This window comes from Spirillospora sp. NPDC052269, from assembly GCF_040679435.1.
In the GTDB taxonomy this organism is placed as follows: domain Bacteria; phylum Actinomycetota; class Actinomycetes; order Streptosporangiales; family Streptosporangiaceae; genus Spirillospora.
Genome location: NZ_JBFAUU010000012.1, coordinates 131,585 through 156,839 on the forward strand (window position 1 = coordinate 131,585; position 25,255 = coordinate 156,839).

Annotated in this window: 22 protein-coding genes; 6 read left to right on the plus strand and 16 right to left on the minus strand. The window is 70.8% G+C overall.

The features are described from left to right. Positions 1-2: 2 nt before the first annotated feature. The 4 genes from AB0L06_RS25830 to AB0L06_RS25845 all read left to right on the plus strand — a co-directional run bounded on the left by AB0L06_RS25830 (position 3) and on the right by AB0L06_RS25845 (position 4,111). Positions 3-944: a glycosyltransferase family 2 protein gene (locus tag AB0L06_RS25830; protein WP_500233668.1), complete on the plus strand. Its 942-nt coding sequence runs from the start codon at positions 3-5 to the stop codon at positions 942-944. Next, positions 944-2,053, plus strand: coding sequence for a GNAT family N-acetyltransferase (locus tag AB0L06_RS25835; protein WP_500233669.1), 1,110 nt, complete (start codon positions 944-946; stop codon positions 2,051-2,053). The genes AB0L06_RS25830 and AB0L06_RS25835 overlap by 1 nt, the downstream gene beginning before the upstream one ends. 172 nt (positions 2,054-2,225) lie before the next feature. Then, a complete protein-coding gene (locus AB0L06_RS25840) occupies positions 2,226-3,458 on the plus strand; it encodes a glycosyltransferase family 4 protein (protein WP_500233670.1) in 1,233 nt (410 codons plus the stop codon). Further along, positions 3,455-4,111, plus strand: coding sequence for a class I SAM-dependent methyltransferase (locus AB0L06_RS25845; protein ID WP_500233671.1), 657 nt, complete (start codon positions 3,455-3,457; stop codon positions 4,109-4,111). The genes AB0L06_RS25840 and AB0L06_RS25845 overlap by 4 nt, the downstream gene beginning before the upstream one ends. Here the strand turns inward: AB0L06_RS25845 and AB0L06_RS25850 are convergent. Next, the gene (locus AB0L06_RS25850) at positions 4,108-4,959 is read right to left on the minus strand and encodes a glycosyltransferase (RefSeq protein ID WP_500233672.1); all 852 of its coding nucleotides are present in this window, start codon (positions 4,957-4,959) and stop codon (positions 4,108-4,110) included. The genes AB0L06_RS25845 and AB0L06_RS25850 overlap by 4 nt on opposite strands. Positions 4,960-4,964: 5 nt before the next feature. On the opposite strand from AB0L06_RS25850, the gene AB0L06_RS25855 reads away from it, so the two are divergent. Then, positions 4,965-5,513, plus strand: a complete 549-nt coding sequence (locus AB0L06_RS25855) for a dTDP-4-dehydrorhamnose 3,5-epimerase family protein (RefSeq protein ID WP_500233673.1) — start codon at positions 4,965-4,967, stop codon at positions 5,511-5,513. Here AB0L06_RS25855 and AB0L06_RS25860 read toward each other — a convergent pair. Beyond that, entirely contained in the window at positions 5,490-6,425 is a 936-nt protein-coding gene (locus AB0L06_RS25860) for a phosphatase PAP2 family protein (RefSeq protein ID WP_500233674.1), read from the minus strand. The two genes, AB0L06_RS25855 and AB0L06_RS25860, sit on opposite strands and share 24 nt — an antisense overlap. A gap of 113 nt (positions 6,426-6,538) precedes the next feature. Here AB0L06_RS25860 and AB0L06_RS25865 point away from each other — a divergent pair, with 113 nt between their 5' ends. Further along, positions 6,539-7,570, plus strand: a complete 1,032-nt coding sequence (locus tag AB0L06_RS25865) for a right-handed parallel beta-helix repeat-containing protein (RefSeq protein ID WP_500233675.1) — start codon at positions 6,539-6,541, stop codon at positions 7,568-7,570. A gap of 402 nt (positions 7,571-7,972) precedes the next feature. On the opposite strand, the gene AB0L06_RS25870 is transcribed toward AB0L06_RS25865, so the two are convergent. From AB0L06_RS25870 to AB0L06_RS25935, 14 genes are all read right to left on the minus strand, one after another. Next, a complete protein-coding gene (locus tag AB0L06_RS25870) occupies positions 7,973-9,295 on the minus strand; it encodes an O-antigen ligase family protein (RefSeq protein WP_500233676.1) in 1,323 nt (440 codons plus the stop codon). 659 nt (positions 9,296-9,954) lie between these two features. Next, complete coding sequence (locus AB0L06_RS25875; RefSeq protein WP_500233677.1) at positions 9,955-10,683, minus strand: YveK family protein; 729 nt, start codon at positions 10,681-10,683, stop codon at positions 9,955-9,957. A gap of 10 nt (positions 10,684-10,693) precedes the next feature. Further along, on the minus strand, positions 10,694-12,046 hold the full coding sequence (locus AB0L06_RS25880) for a hypothetical protein (protein WP_500233678.1): 1,353 nt from the start codon (positions 12,044-12,046) through the stop codon (positions 10,694-10,696). A gap of 132 nt (positions 12,047-12,178) precedes the next feature. Continuing rightward, positions 12,179-13,090, minus strand: coding sequence for a glycosyltransferase family 2 protein (locus tag AB0L06_RS25885; RefSeq protein ID WP_500233679.1), 912 nt, complete (start codon positions 13,088-13,090; stop codon positions 12,179-12,181). A gap of 5 nt (positions 13,091-13,095) precedes the next feature. Further along, the gene (locus AB0L06_RS25890; RefSeq protein WP_500233680.1) at positions 13,096-14,595 is read right to left on the minus strand and encodes a lipopolysaccharide biosynthesis protein; all 1,500 of its coding nucleotides are present in this window, start codon (positions 14,593-14,595) and stop codon (positions 13,096-13,098) included. Further along, positions 14,592-15,623: a hypothetical protein gene (locus tag AB0L06_RS25895; RefSeq protein ID WP_500233681.1), complete on the minus strand. Its 1,032-nt coding sequence runs from the start codon at positions 15,621-15,623 to the stop codon at positions 14,592-14,594. The genes AB0L06_RS25890 and AB0L06_RS25895 overlap by 4 nt, the downstream gene beginning before the upstream one ends. Then, positions 15,620-16,891: a DUF4910 domain-containing protein gene (locus tag AB0L06_RS25900; protein ID WP_500233682.1), complete on the minus strand. Its 1,272-nt coding sequence runs from the start codon at positions 16,889-16,891 to the stop codon at positions 15,620-15,622. The genes AB0L06_RS25895 and AB0L06_RS25900 overlap by 4 nt, the downstream gene beginning before the upstream one ends. Next, positions 16,888-17,913, minus strand: a complete 1,026-nt coding sequence (locus AB0L06_RS25905) for an NAD-dependent epimerase/dehydratase family protein (protein ID WP_500233683.1) — start codon at positions 17,911-17,913, stop codon at positions 16,888-16,890. The genes AB0L06_RS25900 and AB0L06_RS25905 overlap by 4 nt, the downstream gene beginning before the upstream one ends. Before the next feature lie 9 nt (positions 17,914-17,922). Beyond that, a complete protein-coding gene (locus AB0L06_RS25910) occupies positions 17,923-18,564 on the minus strand; it encodes a PIG-L deacetylase family protein (protein WP_500233684.1) in 642 nt (213 codons plus the stop codon). 324 nt (positions 18,565-18,888) lie between these two features. Continuing rightward, a complete protein-coding gene (locus AB0L06_RS25915) occupies positions 18,889-19,662 on the minus strand; it encodes a glycosyltransferase family protein (RefSeq protein ID WP_500233685.1) in 774 nt (257 codons plus the stop codon). Beyond that, the gene (locus tag AB0L06_RS25920) at positions 19,659-20,951 is read right to left on the minus strand and encodes a methyltransferase domain-containing protein (RefSeq protein WP_500233686.1); all 1,293 of its coding nucleotides are present in this window, start codon (positions 20,949-20,951) and stop codon (positions 19,659-19,661) included. Before AB0L06_RS25920 ends, AB0L06_RS25915 begins: the two co-directional genes overlap by 4 nt. Positions 20,952-21,294: 343 nt before the next feature. Continuing rightward, complete coding sequence (locus AB0L06_RS25925) at positions 21,295-23,562, minus strand: heavy metal translocating P-type ATPase (protein WP_500233687.1); 2,268 nt, start codon at positions 23,560-23,562, stop codon at positions 21,295-21,297. Between the two features lie 95 nt (positions 23,563-23,657). After that, positions 23,658-24,569, minus strand: coding sequence for a DUF8832 domain-containing protein (locus AB0L06_RS25930; protein ID WP_500233688.1), 912 nt, complete (start codon positions 24,567-24,569; stop codon positions 23,658-23,660). 90 nt (positions 24,570-24,659) lie between these two features. Continuing rightward, on the minus strand, positions 24,660-24,863 hold the full coding sequence (locus tag AB0L06_RS25935; protein WP_500233689.1) for a heavy-metal-associated domain-containing protein: 204 nt from the start codon (positions 24,861-24,863) through the stop codon (positions 24,660-24,662). Positions 24,864-25,255 lie beyond the last annotated feature (392 nt).

A 25,255-nucleotide genomic window follows, 5' to 3' on the forward strand; every position in this document is an offset into this window, starting at 1 on the left:
GAATGTCGCATTCCAACCCCGTACGGCCCGCCACCCCGTTCCGGGTCGCGGTCGTGGTGGTGACCTACAACAGCGCGAGTGTGCTGCGCGGATGCCTGGATTCGATCGCCCCGGGGGCGGACGGCGCGGCGCTGCGGACCGTGGTCGTGGTCGACAACGCCTCGCGGGACGAGTCGGTGCGCATAGCGAAGGGGGCGGCGGCGACGCTGCCGTTGCAAGTGATCGAAACCGGCCGGAACGGCGGGTACTCGGCGGCGATCAACACCGGAACGGCCGTGCTCGACCTCGACGACCTGGACGCGGTGTTCATCATGAATCCCGACTGCCGGTTCCAGCCCGGTGCCCTCGCCACACTGGCCGGAGCGCTCGCCGAGGATCCCGACCGGCGCGGCATCGCGGTCCCTCGCCTCTCCCACCCGGACGGGACACTCCAGGGCTCGCTGTTTCGGCAACCGAGCGTCGCGCGCGTGTGGATGGACGCGCTCCTCGGCGGCCGCCGGTCTCGTTGGGGCGAGAAGGTCATGGATCCGGACGCCTACACGCGCGCGCACGCGGTGGCATGGGCGACGGGCGCAGCGCAGTTGCTGTCCGTGGAGACGATCCGCCGAGCCGGCCCCTGGGACGAGTCGTTCCTGCTCTACAGCGAAGAGACCGAATACGCGCTACGAGCCGCCGACCTTGGGCTGTCCACCTGGTACGAGCCCGCCGCCGGGGTCGTGCACCTGGGCGGTGAGTCCGACACCAGTCCGATGCTGTACTCGTTGCTCACCGTCAACCGGGTGCGCCTCTTCAGGCGGCGGCGGGGGACGCTTGCCGCCGTCCCGTTCTTCCTGGGAATCGCGTTGGGCGAGCTGCTGCGCGCGCTCGCGGGACGCCGTACCTCGCGCGCCGCGCTGGCCGCGCTACTGCTGCCGTCCCATCGGATCCGGGAGCTGAAGGCCTGATGGCTCCCGAGCCCCAGCCCGACGTGCGCCTGCGCCTTGTCGGGCTCGATGCCCTCGGCGCGGCCGAACTGGACGCGTGGCACGCGTTGCGAGCGGCGGACGCACGTTATGACAGCCCGTACTTTCACCCCGCTTTCGCGACTGCCGTGCACGCCTCGGGACGGCCGGTCACGGTCGCGGTGGCAAGTGAGGGTGAGCGGATCACGGGGATCTTCGCCCTGCATCGTGACGGCGCGGTCGCGCGTCCGGTCGGATGGCCCGGAGCCGACTTCCAGGGGCCGATTTCGGCCGCCGGAATGCCGTTTCCGGTCCGGTCGCTGGTGTCCGGGACGAGCGTCCGGGCGCTGGAGTTCGATCACCTTCTGGACGGCCTGCCCGAGTTCGAGCCGTGGACCGAGTCTCGGCGGCCATCGCCGTTTCTCGACGTCAGCGGCGGTCTGGACGGCTACCTGGGCCGCGCGTCCCGCAGCGGCAAGGACAACATGGGCCAGGCCCGCCGCCGCATCCGCAAGGCCGAACGGACGCTCGGGCCCGTCACCTTCGAGGCCGACACGGTCGACCCCGACGCACTGGACGAGCTGATCAAGCTGAAGCGCGGCCAGTACGCGGCGACCGGTGCCCGCGACCACTTCGCCGATCCGTCCCGCCGTGACCTGCTCCATCGGCTGCTGCACACGCGCTCGGCCGATTTCGGCGGTGTCCTGTCGGTGGTGCGGGCAGGTCCCAATCTGCTCGCGGCGCATTTCGGTCTGCGTTCTGAAGGCGTTCTGCACTGGTGGTTTCCGGTGTACGACCCGGCGCACGCGGCACTCGCTCCAGGCTGGATCCTGCTGCGCGAGCTGGTCACCGCCGCGCCGGATCTCGGCATCACCCGCGTTGACCTGGGACGCGGCGAGGACGAGTACAAACGCCGTGCCAAGACCGGCGAGACGCAGGTGTGTCAGGGCGCGGTGCTGCGCGGCCCGGTCGCGCGTGCCGTCCGACGCGTCCGGAACAACGCCGTGGGAACGGCCCGAAACACGTTGCGCGACACCCGGTTGGCTCCCGCTCTCCGCCGGGCCCGTCGCGCACTGGAGACCGCCCGTCAGTCCGAGGACGGCCTCCGTTGATCCCGCCGGCCACTTACCCCGCACTCGGTCCCTGCCCTGTCCGGCGCCAGGGGGCGCCGGCTCATCCCTGGATGCGTGAGCTTTGGCTGTTCACGGCGACAAGAGCGGCGAGCGCCCAGTCCGGCGGGCCTCCGCCCGGCGGGCTCCCGCCCGGCGGCGCGCCCTGATCCTCGTGGAGAACCTGTCCGTCCCGTTCGACCGGCGGGTCTGGCAGGAGAGCACGGTGTTGCGCGACGCGGGCTGGGAGGTGCATGTCATCTGCCCGCAGGGTGCGAAGAACGACACCGAACGTGAGGCATTCATCGATGGCGTCGCCATCCACCGCTATCCGCTGGACGCGGCGAGCGGCGGGCCGCGCGGCTACCTCGCCGAGTACTCCACGGCGCTGTGGCATACGGCCCGGATCGCGCGGCGTCTCGTCCGTGAGGGCGGCCCGTTCCATGTCGTGCACGCCTGCAACCCGCCCGACCTGCTGTTCCTCGTGGCGCGAATGCTACGGAGACACGGCACGCGCTTCGTCTTCGACCAGCATGACCTGGTGCCGGAGCTGTACCTGTCGAGATTCGGGCGCGGTGAGGACCTCCTCTACCGCTCCGTCCGCCGGGTAGAGCGCGCGACCTATGACACCGCCGACGTCGTCATCGTCACTAACGAGAGCTACCGGGAGATCGCCCTCGAACGGGGCGGGAAGCGTCCCGAGGACGTCTTCGTCGTGCGCAGCGCCCCCGCGACGGACCGCTTCCGGCCCGTCCCGCGGCAGGACGAACTGAAGCGCGGCAAGGACCACCTGCTCGTGTACTTGGGTGTCATGGGTCCGCAGGACGGTGTGGACTATGCGCTGCGTTCCCTCGTCAAGCTGCGTGACGAACTGGGCCGGAACGACTGGCATGCAGCGTTCCTCGGTGACGGTGACATGTTCGACTCCCTTGTCCGGATGGTCGGCGATCTCGGCCTAGAGGATCGGGTCGAGTTCCCCGGACGAGTGCTGGACGACCGCCTGCTGCCCTACCTGTCCACTGCCGACGTGTGTCTGGCACCTGATCCGTACAGCCCGCTCAACGACCGATCCACAATGAACAAGGTCATGGAGTACATGGCCATGTCTCGCCCAACGGTCTCGTTCGATCTGCACGAATCGCGGGTGTCCGCCGGGGAGGCGGCTTTGTTCGCGCCCTGCGACGATGAATCCGCGTTCGCCAAGCTCATCGCACAGCTCCTGGACGATCCGGCAGAACGCGCGCGCATGGGTGAGCTGGGCCGTCAGCGTGTCGCCGGGGCACTCTCGTGGGACCACTCCCGGGAAGCACTGTTGGCGGCCTACGATGCGGCGTGCGCTCCGGAACGGATGCGCCGTGCCTCCCTGACCCGACGCCTTGCCCACCACACAGTCAAGGACGGTTCGTGAAACAGACGTTGCGCAGCCGCTTCGTCGAGGGGCCCGACTCGCTGGGCGCGAAGGCCCGGCGGCGGCGTTGGGAGATGTTCCGCCTGGCGTTCCCCGACCTGGAAGCGATGTCGGTGATCGACCTTGGCGGAACCTACGAGTTCTGGGAACGCGCTCCTGCGCGCCCGGCCCGCCTCCACATCGTGAACCTTCTGGAGAAGCAGCCGGACGACCTCCCTGACGGTGTGACAGCCGAGACCGGCGACGCCTGCGACCTGCACGAGGACCTGCTCGGACGCGATTTCGACCTGGTCGTGTCCAATTCGGTGATCGAGCATGTGGGCGGGATCGCGCGGCGCGAACGCTTCGCCCGCGCGGTCCGGGACCTGGCGCCCCGGCACTGGGTGCAGACGCCGTACCGGTACTTCCCGGTCGAGCCGCATTGGGTGTGCCCAGGCTTCCAGTTCCTTCCGCTCAACGCGCGTGCGCGTCTGGCCGAACGCTGGCCGCTCGTGAAGGTGAAGCCCGAGGGACGCGAGGCCGCCATCGCGGACGCGCTGGGCGTCGAGCTCCTCGGGCGGACGGAGATGGGTTTCCTGTTCCCCGAGTCGGACATCCTCGGCGAGAGGTTCGCAGGGCTCGTGAAGTCGCTGATCGCTGTGAAACGAGGTTAGGAATGGCGACTGCTGGCGTCGGTCCCCCAGCTGACGGGACGGTCTCGCCGCGCCCGGGCCAGGGCTTTGTCCAACGCCAGCACCGCAAGGTAGCAGGCGGCCTCGACGGGCCCGACCCTCCGCGCGCGCACGAGGACCAGCAGGTCCGACGGCCGCAGCGGGTTCGCGGTCACCGGCCGTCCGAGCTCGGCGAGCTGCCGGTTACCCAGCCGGACCCGGACCCGCCGCCGCAGATGCGCCCGGACGGTCCGGGCCGGCCGCACCACGGAGGTCGCCTCGGCGACGACCACGCGCTCGTCCTCGCCGAAGGTGGCGTGGACCCAGCCGTCGTCGGCGAGCAGACCGTCCGGCAGAGGGAACACGCGCGCGTGTGCGTCCTCGCCCAGGACGTACACGCCCGTCCCGGCGAGGCCCCTGGACGGCGCTATGAGGGCCTCATGCACGCGGTGGACGCGCCGGGCGACCGCACCGGCACCCGACAGGTCCAACACGGGCCTAGGCGCACAGGCCAGAACTCCGGGGCGCCCGGCAGCCTCCGCGAGCGCGCGGACGGCAGCGGCGGAGAGCAGGATGTCGGCGTCGGCATAGACCCTGGGGAAGACCCGCACGGCCGCGTCGCCCAGCCGCAGCGCGTTGGCCTTGCCCGGCGTCGCCGTCTCCACGACCCGGACGCCCGCGTCCCGAGCCACCTCGGCGGTGCTGTCGGTGCACGCGTTGGCGACCACCACGATGTCGAACTCCCCAGGCGCGGCTCCGTCCAGGAGCCGGGCGAGCAGGGCCGCGAGTCCGGCCTCCTCGTTGTGCGCGGGGATGACGACGCTGACAACCGGCCCTTCGGTGAGGTCCACGACATATGAGAGTAGAGCGAACGAAGCTGGACGGGCTGCTGCTGTTCGTCCCCGAGCCGCACCGTGACGACCGCGGCCTGTTCACCCGGACGTTCGACGCCTCCATCGCGTCTGCGCACGCACTGGACCCCGCCGCGTTCATTCAGGACAGTCAGTCCAGGTCACGCTACGGAACAGTGCGCGGCCTACACGGACGCTCCGGGCGCGGCGAGGCCAAGCTCGTGCGCTGCGCGCGGGGTGCGGTGCTCGACGTCGTCGTGGACGCCCGTCCCGGGTCGTCCACCTTCGGCCAGCACGTGACCGTCCGCCTGGACGACGAGATCTTCACGACGCTGTACGTGCCGCCGGGCATGCTGCACGGCTTCCAGTCCCTCACCGCCCTGTCGGACGTCTGCTACCGCATCGACCGGGAGCACGACCCGTCCGAGGACCTGTCCGTTCGCTACGACGACCCGGCCCTGGGAATCTCTTGGCCGCTCCCCGTGGCCGCGATCAGCGACCGCGATCTGGCCGCAGGTTCCTGGCCCGCCCTACGCGCCAGGCTCACTCGCTAGGCGATCCGATACCGGCTGGGCTTCCCGGTCATTGAGCTTCCTCGTGCGCGCGCGTCTGGCTGGGCCCAGACCGCGCAGCAGGAGGAAGGTCGTCAGCGTGGCCGTACCCGCCGCCGCGATGGCCAGAGCCCGGCCGGCGACCACCGCGCTGGGCGGCGCAAGATCGGGATCGCCGGTCACATCCAGCGCCAGCACAGCCCGGTGACCTGCGAAAACGGCGATCGTCGCGGACAGCGTCACAACAATTCCGAGAATGCCCCCAACGATCCGCCCCCGGTCGTTCGTTGAGGTTAGTGGGACGAGGAGACCGCGGCGACGGAGGAGGGCGACCGTGAGCGAGACACCGATCATGACGATCAGCGCACTGCCCACGGTGTCGCTCGGCCGGTGCCAGCTGACCGTCACCGTCGCCGCGCCGATCCCGGCCGAGCCGAGCAGCACCGGCAGGGCCGTCCACGACCGCCACCGCACCGGGACGGCCAGCAGCAGCCCGCACAGCACGGCCGTCGCGACCGCCGTGTGCCCGCTCGGGAACGACCGGTCCTCCCGGCGGAAGCCGTGGGCGAGCAGGATCGGCCGCGGCAGCACCGCCTGGAGGACCTCGGTCGCCGTCACGGTCGCGAAGATCATCAGGACGGCGGCGATCGCGATCGCGCGGCCGCCCGCCCGGTGGCCGATCCAGCCGACCAGGCCCGCCGCCAGCGCCAGCGAACCGACCGAGATCGTGTCCAGCACCGTCACCACGGCCGACTCGCGATCCGGCCAGGACGCGCGCAGCACCGCGTCCTCGAACCGCTGCCCCGGCACCGTCCACACCGCGAGCGCGTACACCGCGACCAGCAGCACGCCGCACACGGCGGCGACGCCCATGGGAACCACGCCGGCCCGGCCACCCAACCCCCGAGACGCCATGCCCACCAACGTAACCAGGCCCGACGGGCGGCCGGGGGAACCGGCTGGCCACAATCAGCCGTCAGCCGGGGAACCGTCCCACCCGTCCCCTCGCTGTGCTCACAATGCGACCTATGACCGAGTCGTTCGGCAGGAGCCGGGCCCTGACGGTCGCGACGGCGGGGCTCCTCGCCCTGAGCCTCGCCGCCTGCCAGGGCAAGGGCACGACCGCGCAGTCTCCGGCGGGCACGACGTCCCGCCCCGTTCCCGGCTCGTCCACGGCCCGGCCCAGCCCCTCACCGACGCCCACGAGCCTCCCGACGGCCGACTCGACCGCGACCGCCCGGCCCGCCGGGAACGGCCGCTGCCCGGCCTACCCGACCCCCGACTGCACCGGCGTGCCGCACACCCTCGCCGCGCCGCGCAAGGTCAAGCTGAACGTGGACAACGACGCCCTGCTGATCGACAAGCCCGGCACCGTCCTGGACGGCGTCCATGTCCCGGGCAACCTGGTCGTCGCCGCCGACAACGTGACGATCCGCAACAGCGTGATCGACGGCCGCGTGACCAACGACTACAAGGACGCGAACCACCCGTTCACGATCACCGACTCCACCGTGGGCCGCCCCGACCGCTGCGTCAGCGAGGACGCGGTCGGCACCGCCCGCTACCGCGCGTCCGGGCTGCTCGTCCGCGGCTTCAGCCACGGCTTCAAGGTCTCCGGCGACGCGGCGAAGGGCGGCGACGTCGAGATCACCGACTCCTACGTCAAGAACTGCTCCAACGGAGCCGACCACGCCGACGGCATCCAGGTCTGGGGCGTCCACGACGCGCGCCACCTGGTCGTCCGGCACAGCACCTTCGACCAGCGCGGCGTCTCCGACTTCACCGCCCCGTTGTTCCTCGCCGACAGCGCGGGCGGCACCATCAACGACGTCACCGTCGAGAACAACCTCGTCGCCGGGGGCACCTACAGCATCCAGCTCAAGCACGTGGCGGGCCGCCTGGTCGTCCGCGACAACCGCATGGTCGACAAGTCCTGGTCCTACGCCCCGGTCGAATCCTGGTGCCACGCCATCCAGACCTGGACCGGCAACACCATCGTCACCATCGACCCCGACTACAAGATCACCGCCACCCTCCGCCCCCTCCCCTGCGTCGAGTAACCCGGCCACCGGCCACCGCCCCCCAACACGGCGGCTCACGTCAATGCGAACGCTCGCATGGGGCAGACGCTCACGTAGGGCGGACGTGCGGATGTGGGGACGCGCGGATGTGGGGACGCGCGGATGTGGGGACGCGCGGGCGCGGATCGGGTGGACGCGCGGGCGCAGATCGGGTGGAGGCGTGGGGAGGCACACGCGCGGGGAGGCACACGTGCGGAGAGGCACACGTGCGGAGAGGCACACGTGCGGAGAGGCACACGTGCGGAGAGGCACGTGCGGGGAGCGCGTGTGAGGTGAGCGCGTGGGGCGCGAAGGCGCGTGGGGCGCGAAGGCTTGGGCGGCGCGGGCTTGGGCGGCGCGGGCTTGTTCAAGGGAAGTGGGGCGGAAGGTAGGTGGACGGGGTCAGCGGGTGGGGGTGACCTTGGCGCGGAGGGCTCGGGCCGCTCGGGTCTTGCTCGCTCGGACGCGCCAGGGGATGGCCGTCGGCGGCTCCTGTTCGCGGGTGATGCGGAGCAGCGCGCCGGCGGCGCCGACCATGAGGAAGGTGAGGCCGGTGATGGTCGCGAACGAGAGGAGGTCGAAGGTGACCGCGCCGACGAACGGGGCCGCGAGCGAGGCGGTGACCGACAGGGCGAGGTCGCGGGTGTCGTGGTCGGAGAACGCCTTGCCGCGGGCGCGCAGGGAGGAGTAGATCCCGCCGAGGAAGAGCAGGACGAGCGCGGTCGTGCCGAGCAGACCCGTCTCGACCATGGACATGATGTATTGGTTGTCGAAGGCGTTGTAGACGGGAAAGTGCCAGGTCCCGTCGCCCCGTCCGAAGATCGGATGCTTGGAGATCTCCATCGCGGCCTGCCCGTAGCGGTGCTGGCGCGCGGTGATGCTCGTGTCGGCCTGCGCGTTGGCGAAGAGGTTGTAGATCGCCCGGACCAGCCCGCCCGCGACCATCAGGACGGCGATCGAGCACGCCGCGACCACCACGAGCGCGCGTGTGCGCATCCGCGGCGGCCAGCCCGCGAGCAGCACGAACCCGACCGCGAGCAACGTCAGCACACCCGAGCGCGACACCGAGAACAGCATCCCGGACAGCAGCAGCGTCGCCGACCCCCACCACGGCCATGCGGGTTCCCCGGCGCGCCGGGCACGCAGCGCGTAGTGGATCGCGAGCGGCAGCACCATCGTGCAGACGATCCCGAACTCGATCGGATGCCCCGTCGTCGCCGCGACCCGCAGCTGCCCGCCGCGCGGAATGATCGTCGGATTGTCGTCGCTGGTGTACCGCAGCAGCGGCACGACCATGTACTTGGTCAGGTCGAACATGAACAGGTACTGCAGCGCGCCGACGAACGCCGCCGCCGTCCCACCCGCCACGACCCACTTCAGCAGCAGGTTCAGCCGGTCGAGCGTCCGGACGCCGTCGCACACCGCGAGCGTCACCCCCGCGAACGCGACCGCCAGCACCAGGGAGTGGTCGAGCAGGTTCCGCTCGTCCGCCGGCAGGTAGCTGCTGTTGGCCGCGCCGTAACAGGCGAACATCGCCGCCACGTAGAACGACGCGACCGTCCGCGCCGCCGCCCGCCCCTTGGCCACCCCCGAGTTCGCGACGAACTGCGCGGCCAGCCACGTCAGGCCCATGCCGAGCGCGACAAGGTCCGCGGGTGTGAGCGAGATCCCCGTCCCCCGCACCACCAGTCGCGCCGGAACGACCAACGTCGCCAGCGCGAACATCACCCCAAGCGTCGCCCCGTCCGCCCGAGCCGCCACACCCGGTCCCCGCCCGGCTCCCCAGCGGCCCCGCCCAGTCCCCTGGCGCCCTCGCCCGATCCCCCCACCACCGCGTCCGCCCCCACCGCGCACGGCTCCAACGCGCGCACCCTCGCCCCGCGCAGCCCCTACGCTCCCTCCCCCCACGGGCGGAGGCGTATCCGCGCGCTCAGGCGCCCTGCCACCCGCTGGAGGAGAGGCAGGGCGAGCGTGTGTACGGCCGCCTTGAGCGGAATCCGGGCGCTCAGGCGTACCACCGCGACGCATCGCGCTCGGCTTGGGCTGTGCCCGCACGGCTCGTCGGCGTTCTGGGGGCTCGGGCGTGCCGACGCTGCGCCTGGCGCTCAGCTCAGGGTGTGCCTGCGCGGCTCGACGGGGCTCCGGACGCTCGGGCGTGCTGGCGCTGGGCGTCCCGCTTGGTTCGCGGGGTGCGTGCACGGGGCGACAGGGTTCCGAGGGCTCGGGCGTGTCGGCGCTGCGCATAGCGCCTGGCTCGGGGGGCGTGTGCGCGGCTCGGTGGGGCTCCGGCTCCTCGGGCGTGTCGGCGCTGGGCGTGGTGCTTGGTTCGGGGGGTGGGTGTGCGGGTCGTGGGGAGGGGGGCGGGGTGGGGTCGTTGGGCACGGTTAGTGCCCTCCCGTGGGCTCGGGGGTCGGGGTGGGACGTCGGCGGGGTGGGGAAGGGGTGAGGTCGGGGGACTCGCGGCGGCGACGGCGGTGTTGGGCGTAGCTCTCGCCGCCGTAGGCGAGGGTGAGCGAGACGATGACGGAGAAGGCCATGAAGGCGACGGCGGCGCGTTTCTTGCCCTTGCGCTGGACGACGGGGGTCGTGGGCGGGACGGCGCTGCTGAGCGTGATGAACGTGGCCGGGGGAGCGCCGAGCGAGTGCTGGCGCTCGTTCAGGACGCGCTGGGCCTCCTGCACGAGCCTGGCGTTGGTGTTGAAGGCGACGGACTGGGACGTGCTGTCCACCTGGATGTAGATGAACGGGCTGCCGTTGTCGAGCAGCTCGGGGTTGTTGCTGCCGTTGCCCACCTGGACCTGCGTGGCTCCCCCGGGGGCCGCGCCGATCCGCTGCCCGACCTCGGGTGATCCGAGGATCTGGATCAGGATCGCGGCGGTCTCGCTCAGTCCCCGGTCGTAGATCAGCAGCGGGTTCCGGTTGGGTTGCTTGCGCTGGTCGACGGTGATGTCGCCGCCGTTCTTCGGGCTGGACAGCACGAGCACCGACGTCGAGACCCAGTGGGACGGCGTCAGCTCGAACACCGCGCCCGCCATCGCGAGCGACAGAACGAACGCCGGGACGGTCAGGTACCAGCGCCGGAACAGCACCAGCAGCGTGCTCCAGAAGTCCATCGGGCCGCGCTCACCTCACCCGGGGGGCGGACGCGTCCTTGGACCCCTCGTCCGTCTCGCGCTCCCGCGCGGCGGCCTCGGCGCCAAGGATCTCGAACGCCGCAGGCGTCTGCCGTCCCTTCGTCGCGCGATCCCCCCGGGCCGCCCCGCGTTCCTCCGGAACCACGTCGTCGTCCCCGAACGCGTCCTCGAACCTGCGGGGCCGCTCGCCCCCGCGCTCCGGTTCACTCCAAGGCGACTGGTCGGGCGGTTGTCCCTGGTCACGCGCCTGATCGGCATGATGCGACTGTCCGCCCTCACCTGGTGGTGAGGTCGCAGGCGGGCGCTCACGATTCGTCTGCTCGTGCGCGCGGGGGAAGATGACCTCTTCGTGGCGGGCGTTGCTACGCCGGATGTCGTTCTGGCGCGGCTGCTCGTGCGCGCGGGAGTGCGCGGGGGCAGGGGTTTGCTCGTCCTTGGGAACTGGCTCGGACGTGTCAGGTGCGGGTAGGTCGCGGACGGTCTCGGTGGGGTCGCCGATGAGCGGGAGACCGTAGTCGTTGGGGGACTGGGGGACGACCTCAACGGGTGCGGACGCGGAGTCCTCGTCCCAGGTGGACGGGGCATCCGGGCGAGGGGACGGCGGGGACACGATGGCGGGACGGCGGGCGGGGCGGAGGGAGACGGAGTCCGTGGTGGTGCCGTAGTAGAAGTCGTAGGGGGTTTCGGCGGCGGCCTCGCGGAGGGCGCGGCGGCGGGCGCCCAGGTAGGCGATGCCGAAGCCCAGGGCGACGACGGCTGCGAAGGCGGCGCCCGAGAACTCCCACTTCTGGGTCGTCTTCGCGACAGGGGACGACGCCGGGACGACCTCGGTGAGCATCAGATAGGTCTGCTTGGGCGCGCCCAGAGTGCGCTGGCGGTCGACCAGATCGTCGCGCAGGTGCTGCTCGGCGTTGTGGACGACGCCGGTGACCGCGTCCTCCTGCGTGCTCGTGACCTGGACGAAGATGAACGGGCCGGTCTGGCTCGCGGTCATGACCTTGCCGTTGCTGGTGCCGTCGTTGATGACGACCTTGGTGGGACCGCCCTTGCCCACGCCCATCTTCGCGAGCGCGTCGTCGGTCCCGGCGGCCTGGATGAGGATGGCGGCGGTCGTCTTCAGGCCGTCGTTGAACTGGAGCAGCGGGTTGGTCGTCCAGCCGGGACGGTTCGGGTCCTCCAGGCCGCCGGCGGACGGGGTGGTGAGCACGAGCAGGCTGGACGAGACGTAGGTGACCGGCGTCAGGACGAACACGAGCGCCGCGACGCCGAGGCCGAGCACGACGACGGGTGGCCCGATCAGCCGGTTCCGGGCGATGCCCAGGATCGTCTTCCAGAAACCCATGTATGCCCCCGGTGGGCCCTCGTGGACGAGGGCGGTCGACTTCGCCGCGTCTCCATGTCCCGGCAATTGATGACGCTGTCATCGTGCATCCGGGTGGTGCGGATTTCATCGGTCCAGGTGTCGCCATGGCCACTATCGGCCTGTGGAAAACCCCAGATCACCGCGTATCGCGCCAGTGGCCAGGCGGGCCATTTTCCGGGCCCGGTGCCCGGCCACGCGCCGTTCCCGGCGGGCCCAGGTCGCGCGGACGGCGGCCCGCGCCCGGCGCCGTTGGTCGTCGGTCAGTTCCGGCGTGTTTCCGGAATCGTCCACCCACCGGTAGATCTCCAGGCATTCCAGGGTCGTCGCGCAGTGCGCCTGCCAGGACGGCACTCCCAGCCGGCGGGCGAGAACACCCGGTTTCTCGGTCTTCCAATGGCGGTGCGCGAGTATCTCGGGGACATGCCCCCAGGGACCGGCGAGGGCGAGTTTCGCGGCCATCACCTCGTCCTCGCGGAGCATGTTCCGGCGCGGCAGGGACAGCAATACGTCCCGCCGGAAAAGGCCGTAAAGCGGGTCGACGAGGAGATGGCTCGAGTTGAGGAGCCGCAGCATCGCCGTGAAACGCACGAGCGGGTCGTCCGACCGCAGGCCGCGTTCGGTGAAGGGCGACGTGCTGACGACGCCGTCATCGCCCGTGTAGGACGTCTGGGACGTCACGAGGACCAGCCGCTCGTCCTCGCCGAAGACCTCCAGCGACCGGGACACCAGCGTCGGTTCGAGCACGTCGTCGTCGCTGACCCAGCGGAAGTACTCTCCCGACGCCAGCCGGCTCGCGCTCACGAAGTTCGGCAGGATGCCGATGTTCTCCGGGTGCCGGTGGTAGGTGACGCGGGGGTCGCGCGCGGCGAGCGCGCGGCAGCGGTCGCCGGTGTCGTCATCGGACGCGTTGTCGCAGATCAGGAACTCCAGGTCCGGGTGGTCCTGGCCGAGCACCGACCGAGCGACCCGGTCGATCCGCTCCCCGGCGTTGCGCACGGGCAGCGCGATGGTCACCAGCGGCATGAAGGTCAGCCCTCCTTGGACAGAGCGGGGATCGGAAGTCGATGCGCGACGCGCCGGAACGCGTCCTTCGGGACGGCGAACAGCAGGTAGGCGAGGATTCCGAGGCCGCCGGCGACGACGAGCCGCGCCGCCGCGACCTGCCCGAACGCCGCGGATACGGCGTGGTCGGCGCCGATCACGACGACAGCCATGACCGCCGCGGAGACGGCCGGACGAGCGAGCTCGGGCAGCGCCGGTCCCAGCCGGACGCCTGCCCGGTGCAGCGCGGCGAGCGCGAGCGGCAGCGCGACGGCCACGCCGACCAGCGCGTGCGCCGCGCCGACGCCGCGGATCCCGTCCAGCCGCACGCCCGCGAGCAGCGCCGGGACGAGCACGACGACCCAGGCGAGGTTCAGCCACATCGTCGCGCGGGTGCGTCCGGCCGCGGTGAGCACGTCGAACGTCAGCGACGTGATCATCCGGACGGCCATCAGGATCGCGAGGAACCCGAGCACGACCGCGCCGGGCGTCCACCGCGCGCCGTACAGGAACGCCAGCAGCGGCTTCGCGAGCGTCGCGAGCAGGACGGCCGCCGGGAACACGAACGCCAGCAGCAGCGGCAGGCTGCGCCGGACGCCGTCGGACAGCGAGTCGGGGTCGTCCCGTTCGGCGAGCCGCGAGAACGCGGCCGTGGACACGTACCGGATCGCCTGCCCGATCAGCGTCGGCACCCAGCTCGAGACGTTGAACGCGATCATGTAGTAGCCGATCGCGACCGTCCCGAGGACGTGCCCGACGATCACGTAGTCGGCGTTGAGCAGCACGGACTCGATGCCGAGGGACGCGGCGAGCGGCAGCCCGAAGCGCAGCAGCCGCCGGGCGACCGCCCGGTCGAACCCGAACTCCGCCGGGACGTCCGCCCACTTCATGATGAGCACGCCCGCGACGACGGACGCCACGACCTGTCCCCACACGAAGCTGTAGGGGCCGAAGTCCGAAAGCGCCAGAACGACGGCGACGGGCGCCTGGCACACCAGTCCCACGAGATTCGCCTTGACGAGCGTGTCCTGCCTGAACGCGCGCATGAGCGAACCGCTGCGGACGGCCGTGATCCCGTCCACGACGACGACGATGCACAGCAAACGGATCGGCCCAGTGGCGGCATCGCTGTCGGCCAGGTGTGCGTAGTACGGAGCCGCGAACCAGCACGCCACATAGACGAGTGCACTGGAAGCGAACGCCAGGACGGCCGCTGTAGGCGCCATCTCCTCGAGCTTGCCGCGCCATTGGACGACCGCCGCGATGATGCCCGCGTCGTTCACATGGATGAGGAACGCCCATGCCGCTAGCGCGATGGCGAAGACCCCGAAGTCCCTGGGCGCCAGCAACCGTGCGAGCACGAGGTTGAGCGCGAACGAGCCGGCCTTCGTCCCGACCGTGCCCAACAGGCTCCAGCTCAGCCCGCGCCGGGTCTTGGCCCCCAGCGACCGCTCGGCAGCCCCGCTGCCGTCATCGTCGTCGCTCAAGGCGCGTCCTGGACGCGTTCCAGCCAGATCTCCCGCCAGAAGGGGACGAACTCGCGCGGACAGTTGAAGTTGTAGGCCCCCTCACAGACCAGCCCTTCGAGGATGATGCAGGGGGTTCTCATGGTGAGGAGGCGTCCGGTGCGCTCGTCGAGGACCTTCTCCACCCGCGCGCGCACACGAGCCGTCTTGCCACAGTGCCGGGCCATCTCGTTCTCGAAGCCCATGCCGCGGTTGAGCAGGTCCTTGTTGAGCGTCTTGATGATTTCGGCGCGCGACTTGATGCGGACGAGCTCGCCCGGCTTGAGGTCCAGGGTCTCCACAGGGGTGCGGCCGTCGACGGCTCCCTCGAAGAGGGCCCAGCGCAGGCCCTTGTTGATGAGCAGAGGCTTCGGCAGACGCGCGCGCGTGATGTCCTGGTAGCGGTTGTAGCCGCCGATGAAGAACGCCCTGACGGACTCGCCGATCGTGTTGTTGCCAGTGCGGACGTCGTCCACGAACTGGCTGACGTTCTTCACGCCGACCCGCTCCGGCGCGGCACGCAGGAGCTCGGTGGCCTGGCACGAGTAGCGGACCTCGCCGTCCACGTCCGGTTCCTTGCGCGTGTTGACCTCGAGCAGGGGAAGCAGCTTGCGCACGCCCTCGTCCTGCTCGGCGGGCACGGGCCCCGGCACAGCGGCGGCACCCGAGCCGGCGGGCTTGAGCCAGGCCTCTTTCCAGTAGAGCGAGCACGCGGTCTGGCAGCCGCCATGGGACGACCCGTCGCAGCGCGCCTCAGCGAGGTGGACGGCGCTCTCCATGCGCCGCATACCGGAACGGCTGATCGTGTCGCAGAGCTTGTGCGCGACCTTGTGGACGGTCATCCGGCGCCCGCAGTACGCCAGCATCTCCGGCATGAACGGCAGGCCGTCCAGCTCGCCCCGCTCGTCGAGGGTCGCGAGGATCTCCTCCGCACCGCGCACCTCGACGACGTCCCCCGCCTTCAAGCCGGCCTTCCGCCCACCGTCGGGCCCGGTCTTGACCTCGGTCATGGTTCCAGCTCCTTGAGGAGTCCGGCGTCGCACAGGGCGTCGGCGGCGTCGGCGACGGTGGCGAACGGCAGGTCGGATCGGTCCGCGATGTCGAGGAGGCCGTGCAGCCCGTCGGACTGGTTCAGCACCCACAGCATCGCCATCTGGGCTTGCTCGGTATCGCTGCGTCCGCCGAGGGCCCCATAGAGGCCGCGGCGTCCCAGCTGGGGTTCGCCAAAGGGACTGAGGTTCAGGTACGTCCGGTCGCGCTCCAGCACCTGAACGGCCTGCCAGAGCGTTTCGAGCGTGTCGCTCATGGCCGCGGGGGAGACGAACGAGGGATTGTCCCCGGACGTGTGGTACTCGGGGTATCGCGCATACGGAGTCCGCGCAAGCGAGCCCACCGGGAGGTCGAATCCGGGGGAGCAGTACTGGCGCTCGTCGTACCCGTAGGGGGAGAAGTCGAGAACCGTGTGCGGACGCCCGCGAAGCACATGCTTGAAGGCCCGGTCTATGGACGCGTCGCCCTGCCGACTCCTCTTGTAATGAATCTGGCCTTCGTCTCCTGCGCACGCGAGGGTCAGCCCATGCGCGATGGCATCCACGCGTGACCGGTTGCGGGCCAGCCATGTAATCGCCCCGATGGTTCCCGGCGCGAAGATGAAGCGGAAGGTGTGGCGAGGCTCGTGAAGCCGCTGCGCCAATGCGACCGCCACCGCGATCCCGGCCAGGTTGTCGTTCGCTAGGGACGGGTGGCAGACGTGACAGGAAATCAGCACTTCCCTATCGCTGGTTCCCGGAATGACGGCCTCGCCATAGGTGAGGTGGCCGTCCTCCAAGGTGGAGTCGACGAAAACCTCGAACGGCCCGTCCCCCATGGACGCGCGGGTCTCCTCGCTCAGACAGAAGCCCCACGTCTCGGCGTAATAGCTCGTCCTGTAGGGGACCAGGGATGGCCGGTCGGGAAGCGTATGGAGATGCGGTGCCAGCTCGTCCATCGTCATCGTCTCGTGCACGGGCGTGCTGTAGCCGACCACGTGGAGGTTCAGCGCCTGGAAATCGACGACGCGCTCCCCTGTCGCAACGTCCTTGATGTAGGCGTCACGGATGTTCCACTCACGAGGGATCGTCCAGTCGAGCACGTCCGTCCCGGTCGGGACCTCGTGCGCGCGCAGGGACGGCAGGTACTCCCCCACGATGTCGAGGGTGCGCCGGACACCGTCCCCCGTGATGCTCCGGCAGAGCGGATACAGCCGCTCCACCAGAGCATGCATCTCGTCCGGTGTCATGACCGAGTGGTCCTGAAGTCCTCGTCGAGCGTGCCCGCCTCACGGCGATCGGCCAGGCGCGCAAGGCGCGTGAAGCGGCGGTCGAACGCCTCCTGCGTCAACCCGTGCTCGCGGTACTTCGCGGCCAGTTCCCTGGCGCCGTCCGCGACGGACCAGGCGCAGTCGAAGCCGGGAAGCGCATCTCGTATGCGCGCGAAGTCCACCCGGTAGGAACGCGGGTCCCCACCCGTCTCCCCCGTGATGACCAGCTCGGCGTCCGGGACGGCCTCCCGCACGTGTTCCGCGATCTGCGCGACCTGAAGGTTGTTGCGCTCGGTCCCCACGTTGAACGCCCTCGCATGGACGGCCTCACGCGGAGCGTCCAGGACGGCGCCGAACGCGGCGGCGATATCCCGCGCGTGCACGAGCGGACGCCACGGAGTCCCGTCCGACAGCACCTTCACGACACCGGACAGCAACGCGTGCCCGACGAGGTTGTTGAGCACGATGTCGGCGCGCAACCGCGGCGAGAACCCGAACGCCGTCGCGTTGCGCAGCGAGACGGGGGAGAAGTCGTCGTCGGCGAGCCCGAAAATGTCGTCCTCGACTCGTACCTTGGACTCGGCGTACGGAGTGACGGGGCGCAGCGGGGCCTCCTCGTCCACCAGCGAGTCGCCGCTCGCGCCGTACACCGAGCACGTCGAGGCGTAGAGGAAGCGCCGCACCCCGGCCTCCCGGGCCAGCCGGGCGAGCCGGGACGCGGCGTGGTGGTTGATGTCGTAGGTGATCTCCGGGCGCAGCGACCCCAGGGGATCGTTCGACAGCGCCGCCAGATGCACCACCGCGTCGAACCCGGCGAGGGCCTCGGCCCCGGCGTCCCGGAGGTCGACGGCCAGCGCGCGCGGGTCGCCCGGAGGCGGCCCGAGCACGCAGTCGGCGAACAGCCCGGAGTCGAGGCCGGTGACCTCGTGCCCGGCCTCGGTCAGCACGGGCGCCATGACCGTGCCGAGATACCCCTGGTGGCCGGTGAGCAGGACGCGCACGGCAGCTCCTCAGAATCGGAGGGTGAGTTTGCTGGTGTGAAAGCCCTCGGCGTAGCGGTCGCCCGCCTGCACCCCGCGCACGCGCGCGAGGCCGCGGAACGTCTCGTCGTCGAACCAGGAACGGTCGTGTTGTGAGGGATAGGAGCTGCGCAGGAGGTCGATCTTCTCGGCGACCACGGACTCGTCCAGCGGCACGAACACCTCGGGCTGCAGGAGGTCCGACTCCCACTTGAGGATCTCGTAGCCGAGCGTCATGTGGTCGCGGAACACCGTCGGGACGAGCTTGGCGAGCCCGCGGTGGTCCTGGTGGGCGTCGGTCGCGGTCGGCGCGAGGATCAGGTCCGGCTCGCAGCCGCGCCGCACCTCCTCCAGGGCCTCCTTCGTGCGCTCCCAGTACGCGGGCAGCCGGCCGTCCGGCATGTCGAGGACGGCCACCTCCAGCCGCGCCTTCGGGCAGAACGCGTCCAGCGCCTCCCGCTCCTCGGCCTCGCGCACCGTCCCGGCACCCGACAGGATCAGCGCCCGCACGCTGAGCCCGGGGTTGGCCCGGCAGAGCTGCAGCAGCGTCCCGCCCGCCCCGATCGGCACGTCGTCGCAGTGCGCTCCGAGCAGCAGGATCTCCGAGCAGTGGCCCGGCGTCAGTCTGATCATCGTTTCCTCGTCCCGGTCACCGCCACCACCCCCCGGCCGTGGCCGCGTCCGCCCGTCCGAGCCCCGCCCCGGGCCCGTCCGGCGCCTCCACCCCGCGCCTCACCCGAGCCGCGAGCCTCACACCACCCCGCGCCTCACCGGAGGCGCGGTTCCCTACACCGCCCCGCGGCCCGCCTGAGCCGCGGTTCCCTCTGCCCGTCCGGACCCGTGCCGAGCCGGAGGGCCGTCCCATCGCGCGCCGTAACGCCTCGCGCGGCTGCGCCGCCGTGTCACCCTGCGGCGGAGCCGCAGTGTTCGATTGCGGCGGAGCCGCCGCGGGCCGTGTCACCGTTCCCAGACCGCCCAGGGGCGGTCGCCGCGCAGGTACCCCTCGTCCAGCGCGAGGCGCTCCTTCACGGTGTCGGTGGGACGCCAGTAGCCCCGGTAGGGGTAGGTGAGCAACCCGCCGGTCTTGGCGAGGGCCGCGCAGCCGTCCGCGACGAGGTCGCCGCCCTCGGGGATGTGGTCGAAGACGTCCTGGCGCAGGACGAAGTAGCCGCCGTTGATCCACACTGGCATCTCGGTGACCGGGGTGATGCCGGACGCGCGGCCGTCCGAGCCGAGTTCGACGCAGTGGAACGAGTCGGTCGGCGGGACCACCATCATCGACGCGCCCGCGTCCGTCGCGGCGAACCGGTCGATCATGTCCGGCAGCGGGGCGTCGGTGAGCACGTCGGCGTAGTTGGCGAGGAACATCTCGTCCCCGTCCAGATGGTGCCGGACGCGCCGGAGCCGCTCGCCGATCGGCGACTCGGCCCCGGTGTCCACGAACGTGATCTGCCAGTCGGAGATGTCGGTGGACAGCAGCTCGACCCGCCCGCCGCGCAGCCGGAAGTCGTTGGAGTGCGTCTCCGAGTAGTGGACGAAGAAGTCCTTGATGTGGTGCGGCGCGTGGCCGAGGCACAGGATGAACTCGGTGTGCCCGAAGTGGGCGTAGTACCGCATGACGTGCCACAGAAGCGGACGCGGCCCGACCAGCTGCATCGGCTTGGGGACGTCGCCGGGCGTGCCGGCGCGCATCCGCATCCCGAGCCCGCCGCAGAACAGGACGACCTTCACGCCCCGACCTCCTCGGCGTCCCCGGCGCTCAGGACGTCTTCGGCTTCCAGGACGTCTCCGACGTCCACGACGTCCAGTTCGGGGATGGGGAAGACGAGCCGTCCACCCCAGGCGCTCACATAGGCGAGTTGCTCGGAAAGTTCGTCCCGGAGGTTCCACGGTAGGACGAGCACGTAGTCGGGACGGTCCTCGGCGATCCGCTCAGGCGGAAGGATCGGAATCCGGGTCCCGGGAGTGAACCGGCCGTGCTTGTACGGGTTCCGATCGACCGTGTAGGCAAGGAGGTCGGAGCGGACGCCGCAGTGGTTCAGCAAGGTGTTGCCCTTGCCCGGAGCCCCGTATCCGACGACCGTCCTGCCATCCTCAGCGGCGACTATGAGGAACTTCAGCAGGTCCCGTCGCACCTTGGCGACGCGCTCCGCGAACGCCGCGTACCCCTTGTTGCTGTGGAGCCCCTGTTCGCGTTCCTTCTGCAGCAGCTCGTGCACGCGCGCACTGGGCTCACCGTCCGGACGAGCCCACAGGCGGATCGAACCGCCGTGCGTGGGCAGCAGCTCGATGTCCACAAGGGTGAGCCCGCCGCTCGCGAGCGCGCGCTGCGCGGACGCGACCGTGTAGTACTGGAAATGCTCGTGGTAGATCGTGTCGTACTGGCCGAGCTCCATGAGCGTCGCGAGGTACTGGACCTCGATCGACACCCATCCGTCGTCCGCGACGAGCGCGCGCAGGCCCTTCGTGAACCCGACGATGTCCGGAATGTGCGCGTAGACGTTGTTCGCCACGACGAGATCGGCCGGCCCGTTCTCGTCCCTGACCCGTTGCCCGGTCTCCTCGGTAAGGAACTCGGTCAGCGTCGGGACGCCCTTCTCCCGGGCCGCCTCGCCCACATTCGCGGACGGTTCGATTCCCAGGCATCGGACGCCCTTTTCGACCACGTGCCGCAGGAGGTATCCGTCATTACTGGCGACCTCCACCACGAACCGCGGCGCGACCCGTTCGACGGCCGCGTCCACGAACGCCTTCGCGTGCCGCACCCACGAGTCGGAGTAGGACGAGAAGTACGCGTACTCGGTGAACGTCTCCTCGGGCGTGATCAGCGGCGGGAGCTGCGCCAGCCGGCACTCCCGGCACACCCGCAGGTGCAGCGGGTAGGTCACCTCCGGCGCGTCCAGCCGGTCGGCCGTCAGGAACAGCTCGCAGGGCGGCGTGGCCCCGAGGTCGACGACGCTCGCCAGGCCCTTCGCGCCGCACAGCCGGCACTCGCCCACGGCACTGCTCGGATCGTTCACAGCCACCCCCCGCGCCGCCCCCACGCGACCGGTTCCCCAGTCGGCTCCGGCGCCTCGTCCCCGACGAACGCCATCAGCATGACCAGCGATCTTTCGTTCTCAACCTGTCTGACCACATGCGGCCACAGATAGTGACCAACACCGGAATAAGGCGACCTGCGGGTTGATCGGACGCCTATCCGGAATTGCCCCGGAACGGCATCCCAGCCCCGTCCGAACCACCGGGATCAACCGTCCGCCGCTTCTGAATCAAACGTCCGGGAAACACAACGAAGGAGGCCCGGCCCCGAAGGGCCGGACCTCCTCGTGCGCGCCCGGTGTCAGGCGCTGGTGGAGACCGCTGTCAGGCGTTCTCGGTGAGCGGGCGGAACCGCCGGAGGCGGAGGCTGTTGCTCACCACGAAGACCGACGAGAAGGCCATGGCGCCGCCCGCGATCATCGGGTTGAGCAGGCCGGTCGCCGCGAGCGGCAGGGCCGCCACGTTGTAGGCGAAGGCCCAGAACAGGTTGCCCTTGATGGTGCCGAGCGTCTTGCGGGAGAGGCGGATCGCGTCGGCCGCCGACCGCAGGTCGCCGCGGACCAGGGTCAGATCGGACGCCTCGATCGCCGCGTCCGTGCCGGTTCCCATCGCCAGGCCCAGGTCGGCCTGGGCGAGGGCGGCGGCGTCGTTGACACCGTCCCCGACCATCGCGACCGTCCGGCCCTCGGCCTGCAGCCGCTTGACCACGTCCACCTTGTCGGACGGCATGACCTCGGCGATCACCTCGTCGATGCCGACCTGGTCCGCGACCGTCCGCGCCACCGCCTCGTTGTCGCCGGTGAGCAGCACCGGCCGCAGGCCCAGGGCCCGCAGCTGCGTGATCGCCTCGGCGGAGGTCGGCTTGATCTGGTCCGCGACGGTCAGGACCGCGCGGGCCTTGCCGTCCCAGCCGACCGCCACGGCGGTCTCACCGCGGGAGGCGGCGTCGGCCATCGCCGACTCCAGCTCGGGGGTCAGGTGCTGCTCCCACTCGGCGAGCAGCTTCGGCCGGCCGACGAGCACGCCGTGCCCGTCCACCACGCCCTGGACGCCCAGACCCTCGATGTTGCCGAAGTCGTCCACCTTGGGGAGCTCGCCGACCCGCTCGGTCGCGCCCTTGGCGATCGCCTGGGCGATCGGGTGCTCCGACGCGTCCTCCAGCGCCCCGGCCAGCCGCAGGACCTGCTCCTCGCCGGTCTCGGCGGCGGGGTCGACGACGACCTTGACGAGCGCCATCCGGCCGCTGGTCACAGTGCCGGTCTTGTCCAGGACGACGGTGTCCACCTTGCGGGTCGACTCGAGGACCTCGGGGCCCTTGATCAGGATGCCCATCTGGGCGCCCCGGCCCGTCCCGACCAGCAGCGCGGTCGGAGTGGCCAGGCCCAGAGCGCACGGGCAGGCGATGATCAGGACGGCCACCGCGGCGGTGAAGGCGGCGGCGGTGCCGTCGCCGGTGCCGAGCCAGAAGCCGAGCGTCGCGATGGCGAGCGCGATCACGATCGGCACGAACACCCCGGAGATCCGGTCCGCGAGGCGCTGCACCTGGGCCTTGCCGGTCTGCGCGTCCTCGACCAGCTTGGCCATCTGCGCGAGCTGGGTGTCGGAGCCGACCCGGCTGGCGCGGACGAGCAGCCGTCCGCCCGCGTTCACCGTCGCGCCGACGACCGCGTCGCCGGGCGAGACCTCCACCGGCACCGACTCGCCGGTGAGCAGGGAGGCGTCCACGGCGGACGTGCCCTCCTCGACGACACCGTCGGTGGCGATCTTCTCGCCGGGCCGGACGACGAACACGTCGCCGACGTTGAGCTGGTCGATCGGGATGCGCTGCTCGGAGCCGCCTCGGATCACCGCGACGTCCTTGGCGCCCAGCTCGAGCAGGGTGCGCAGGGCGGCCCCGGCGCGCCGCTTGGAGCGCGCCTCGAAGTACCGTCCGGCCAGGATGAAGGCGATGACGCCGGACGCCGCCTCCAGGTAGATGTTGGACGAGCCGTCCGAGCGGGTCATCGAGAACTCGAAGCCGTGCTTCATGCCCGGCGTGCCCGCGTTGCCGAGGAACAGCGCCCACAGCGACCAGCCGAACGCGGCGAGCGTGCCCAGGCTGACCAGCGTGTCCATCGTCGCGGCGCCGTGCCGCAGGTTCGTCCAGGCGGCCCGGTGGAACGGCCATCCCGCGTAGACGACGACCGGCGCGGCCAGCACCAGCGACATCCACTGCCAGTTCTTGAACTGCAGGGCCGGGACCATCGCCAGGATGATCACCGGGACCGACAGCACCAGCGCGGTGATCAGCCGCTGGCGCAGCGGCTTCAGCTCGTCCACCGGCTCGGCGTCCGCGTCCGAGTCGGCCCCGGAGCCTCGCGGCGGCTTCGGAAGCTCGGCGGTGTAGCCGGTCTTCACGACGGTCGCGATCAGGTCATCGGCGGTCACCCCCTCGGGGAACTGAACCGTGGCCTTCTCGGTCGCATAGTTGACGGTGGCGGTGACACCGTCCATCCGGTTGAGCTTCTTCTCGATGCGGGCGGCGCAGGAAGCGCAGGTCATCCCGCCGATCGCCAGCTCGATGTGGCCTGAGGGAGGGGCTGTCGTGGCCATCGCTGCTCCTTTCGCGGTTCCGGCGCGTCCGCGCTTCCGCTGCTACGCGTCTTGGGGGGGGTGGGGTCCGTGGTGGGGGGTTGCCGTGTGGCGGGTTACTTGGCGACGGCGGTGAACTCGGCCGTGCGGACCGTTCCCCCGTGGCTGAAGTCCAGGTAGAGGCGGTAGGTGCCGGCGCTCGGCACGTCCGCGTCGAAGGTGATGTCCGGGCCGGGCTTGGTCTTGCCGTCGCCGGGCGCGCCCTCCGGGTGGACGTGCAGGTAGGCGAGGTCTGCACTGCGCAGCGCGACCAGGTGGCCGTACGCCTCGAGGTACGGGTCCAGGTCGGTGACCTGCTGCCCGTCCTTGCTGACGCTCAGGGTCAGCGGGCTCGGCTCGCCGGCCTTCAGCTCGCCCTTCAGCGTCACCTCGTAGCCGTCGACCTTGAAGACCTGCTCCGGCTGCGGGACGGCCTTGGGCTGGAAGTCGCCCGGCGCGAAGATGTCGGTGCCCAGGGTGAGCTGCTTCTCGGCGCCCACCGGCTGCACGTCGGTGAAGAAGCGGTAGGTGCCCGCGTCGGTCAGCGTGATCGGGACGGACCAGACGCCGCCGCCGACCGCGGTCGGGTGCAGGTGCTGGAAGCCCGACAGGTCCCGGCGGGCCAGGATCAGGTGCAGGTCCTTGCCGTGCAGCGGGGTGTAGCGGGTGACCGGCTTGCCGTCCGGCCCGTTCACGGTGAACCGGAAGTCGGTCTTCTGTCCTGGGGTGACGGTGCTGGTCTGCGGGGCCAGCGTGTAACCGCCGTCCGTGACCAGGAGCCCCCCGGGGGTACCCCCGCCGCCGTGCCCGCCGTGCGCTCCGTGTCCGCCGTGCTCGCCGCTCATGTCATCCCCGCTCTCAGCGTTCATGTGATGTCCCGTCTCCGCTTTCGCACCCACGGTTCCGGTCACCGTCCCGATCCCCAGCGCGCCGCCGAAGACGGCCGCCAGGCCCAGCACGTACGCGCCGACCCTCGTCGTCGTGTTCATCGTCATCCCGTCCTTCGGCCTGATCCGGCGGCGTCAGGTGCCGCGGCGTCCCGTGTTCGCCCGGGCCGCCGCGGCACCGGTCCCACCGGGTCAGGCGACCTCGTATCCGGCCTCGTCGATGGCGGCGCGGAAGGCGGCGTCGTCCAGCGCGGCGGCGCTGGTGACGGTGACCTTGCCGCTCGCCAGCTCCACCTGGACGTCGGTGACGCCGTCGATCGAGCCGACCTCCTGCTTGACCGAGCCGACGCAGTGGCCGCAGGTCATTCCGGTGACGGTGTAGGTGGCGGTGCTCATGTCCCTGACTCCTCGGTGCTCGGTTGCGATGTCCTCCGAAGTACCCCCTGGGGGTATCTCGTGGCCCTTATGTTGCCACAGGGTCACGCCGGTGACAACCCCTACCCCCTAGGGGTTATTGCGAGACTCACGTCACATTGCGGTGCCGTCTGGTGATACGTCCCGCCGGCTCCGCCCTCCGGACGGCCGATCCGGCGGCCTCGGGAGGCCCTCCGGACGGCCCCTGACGGGCCGGTTATCCACATGTCCCGAGTCTCGGCGGCCGCGCGCGGGCGCCGGATCGGTGGCATTTGCCAAGGTATATCCGACGCGAACGTCGTTCGTACCGGGGATACCGGCGTTGTGCACAGGGTTTTCCACAGCTTTCCACAACACTGTGGACGACGCCCCGC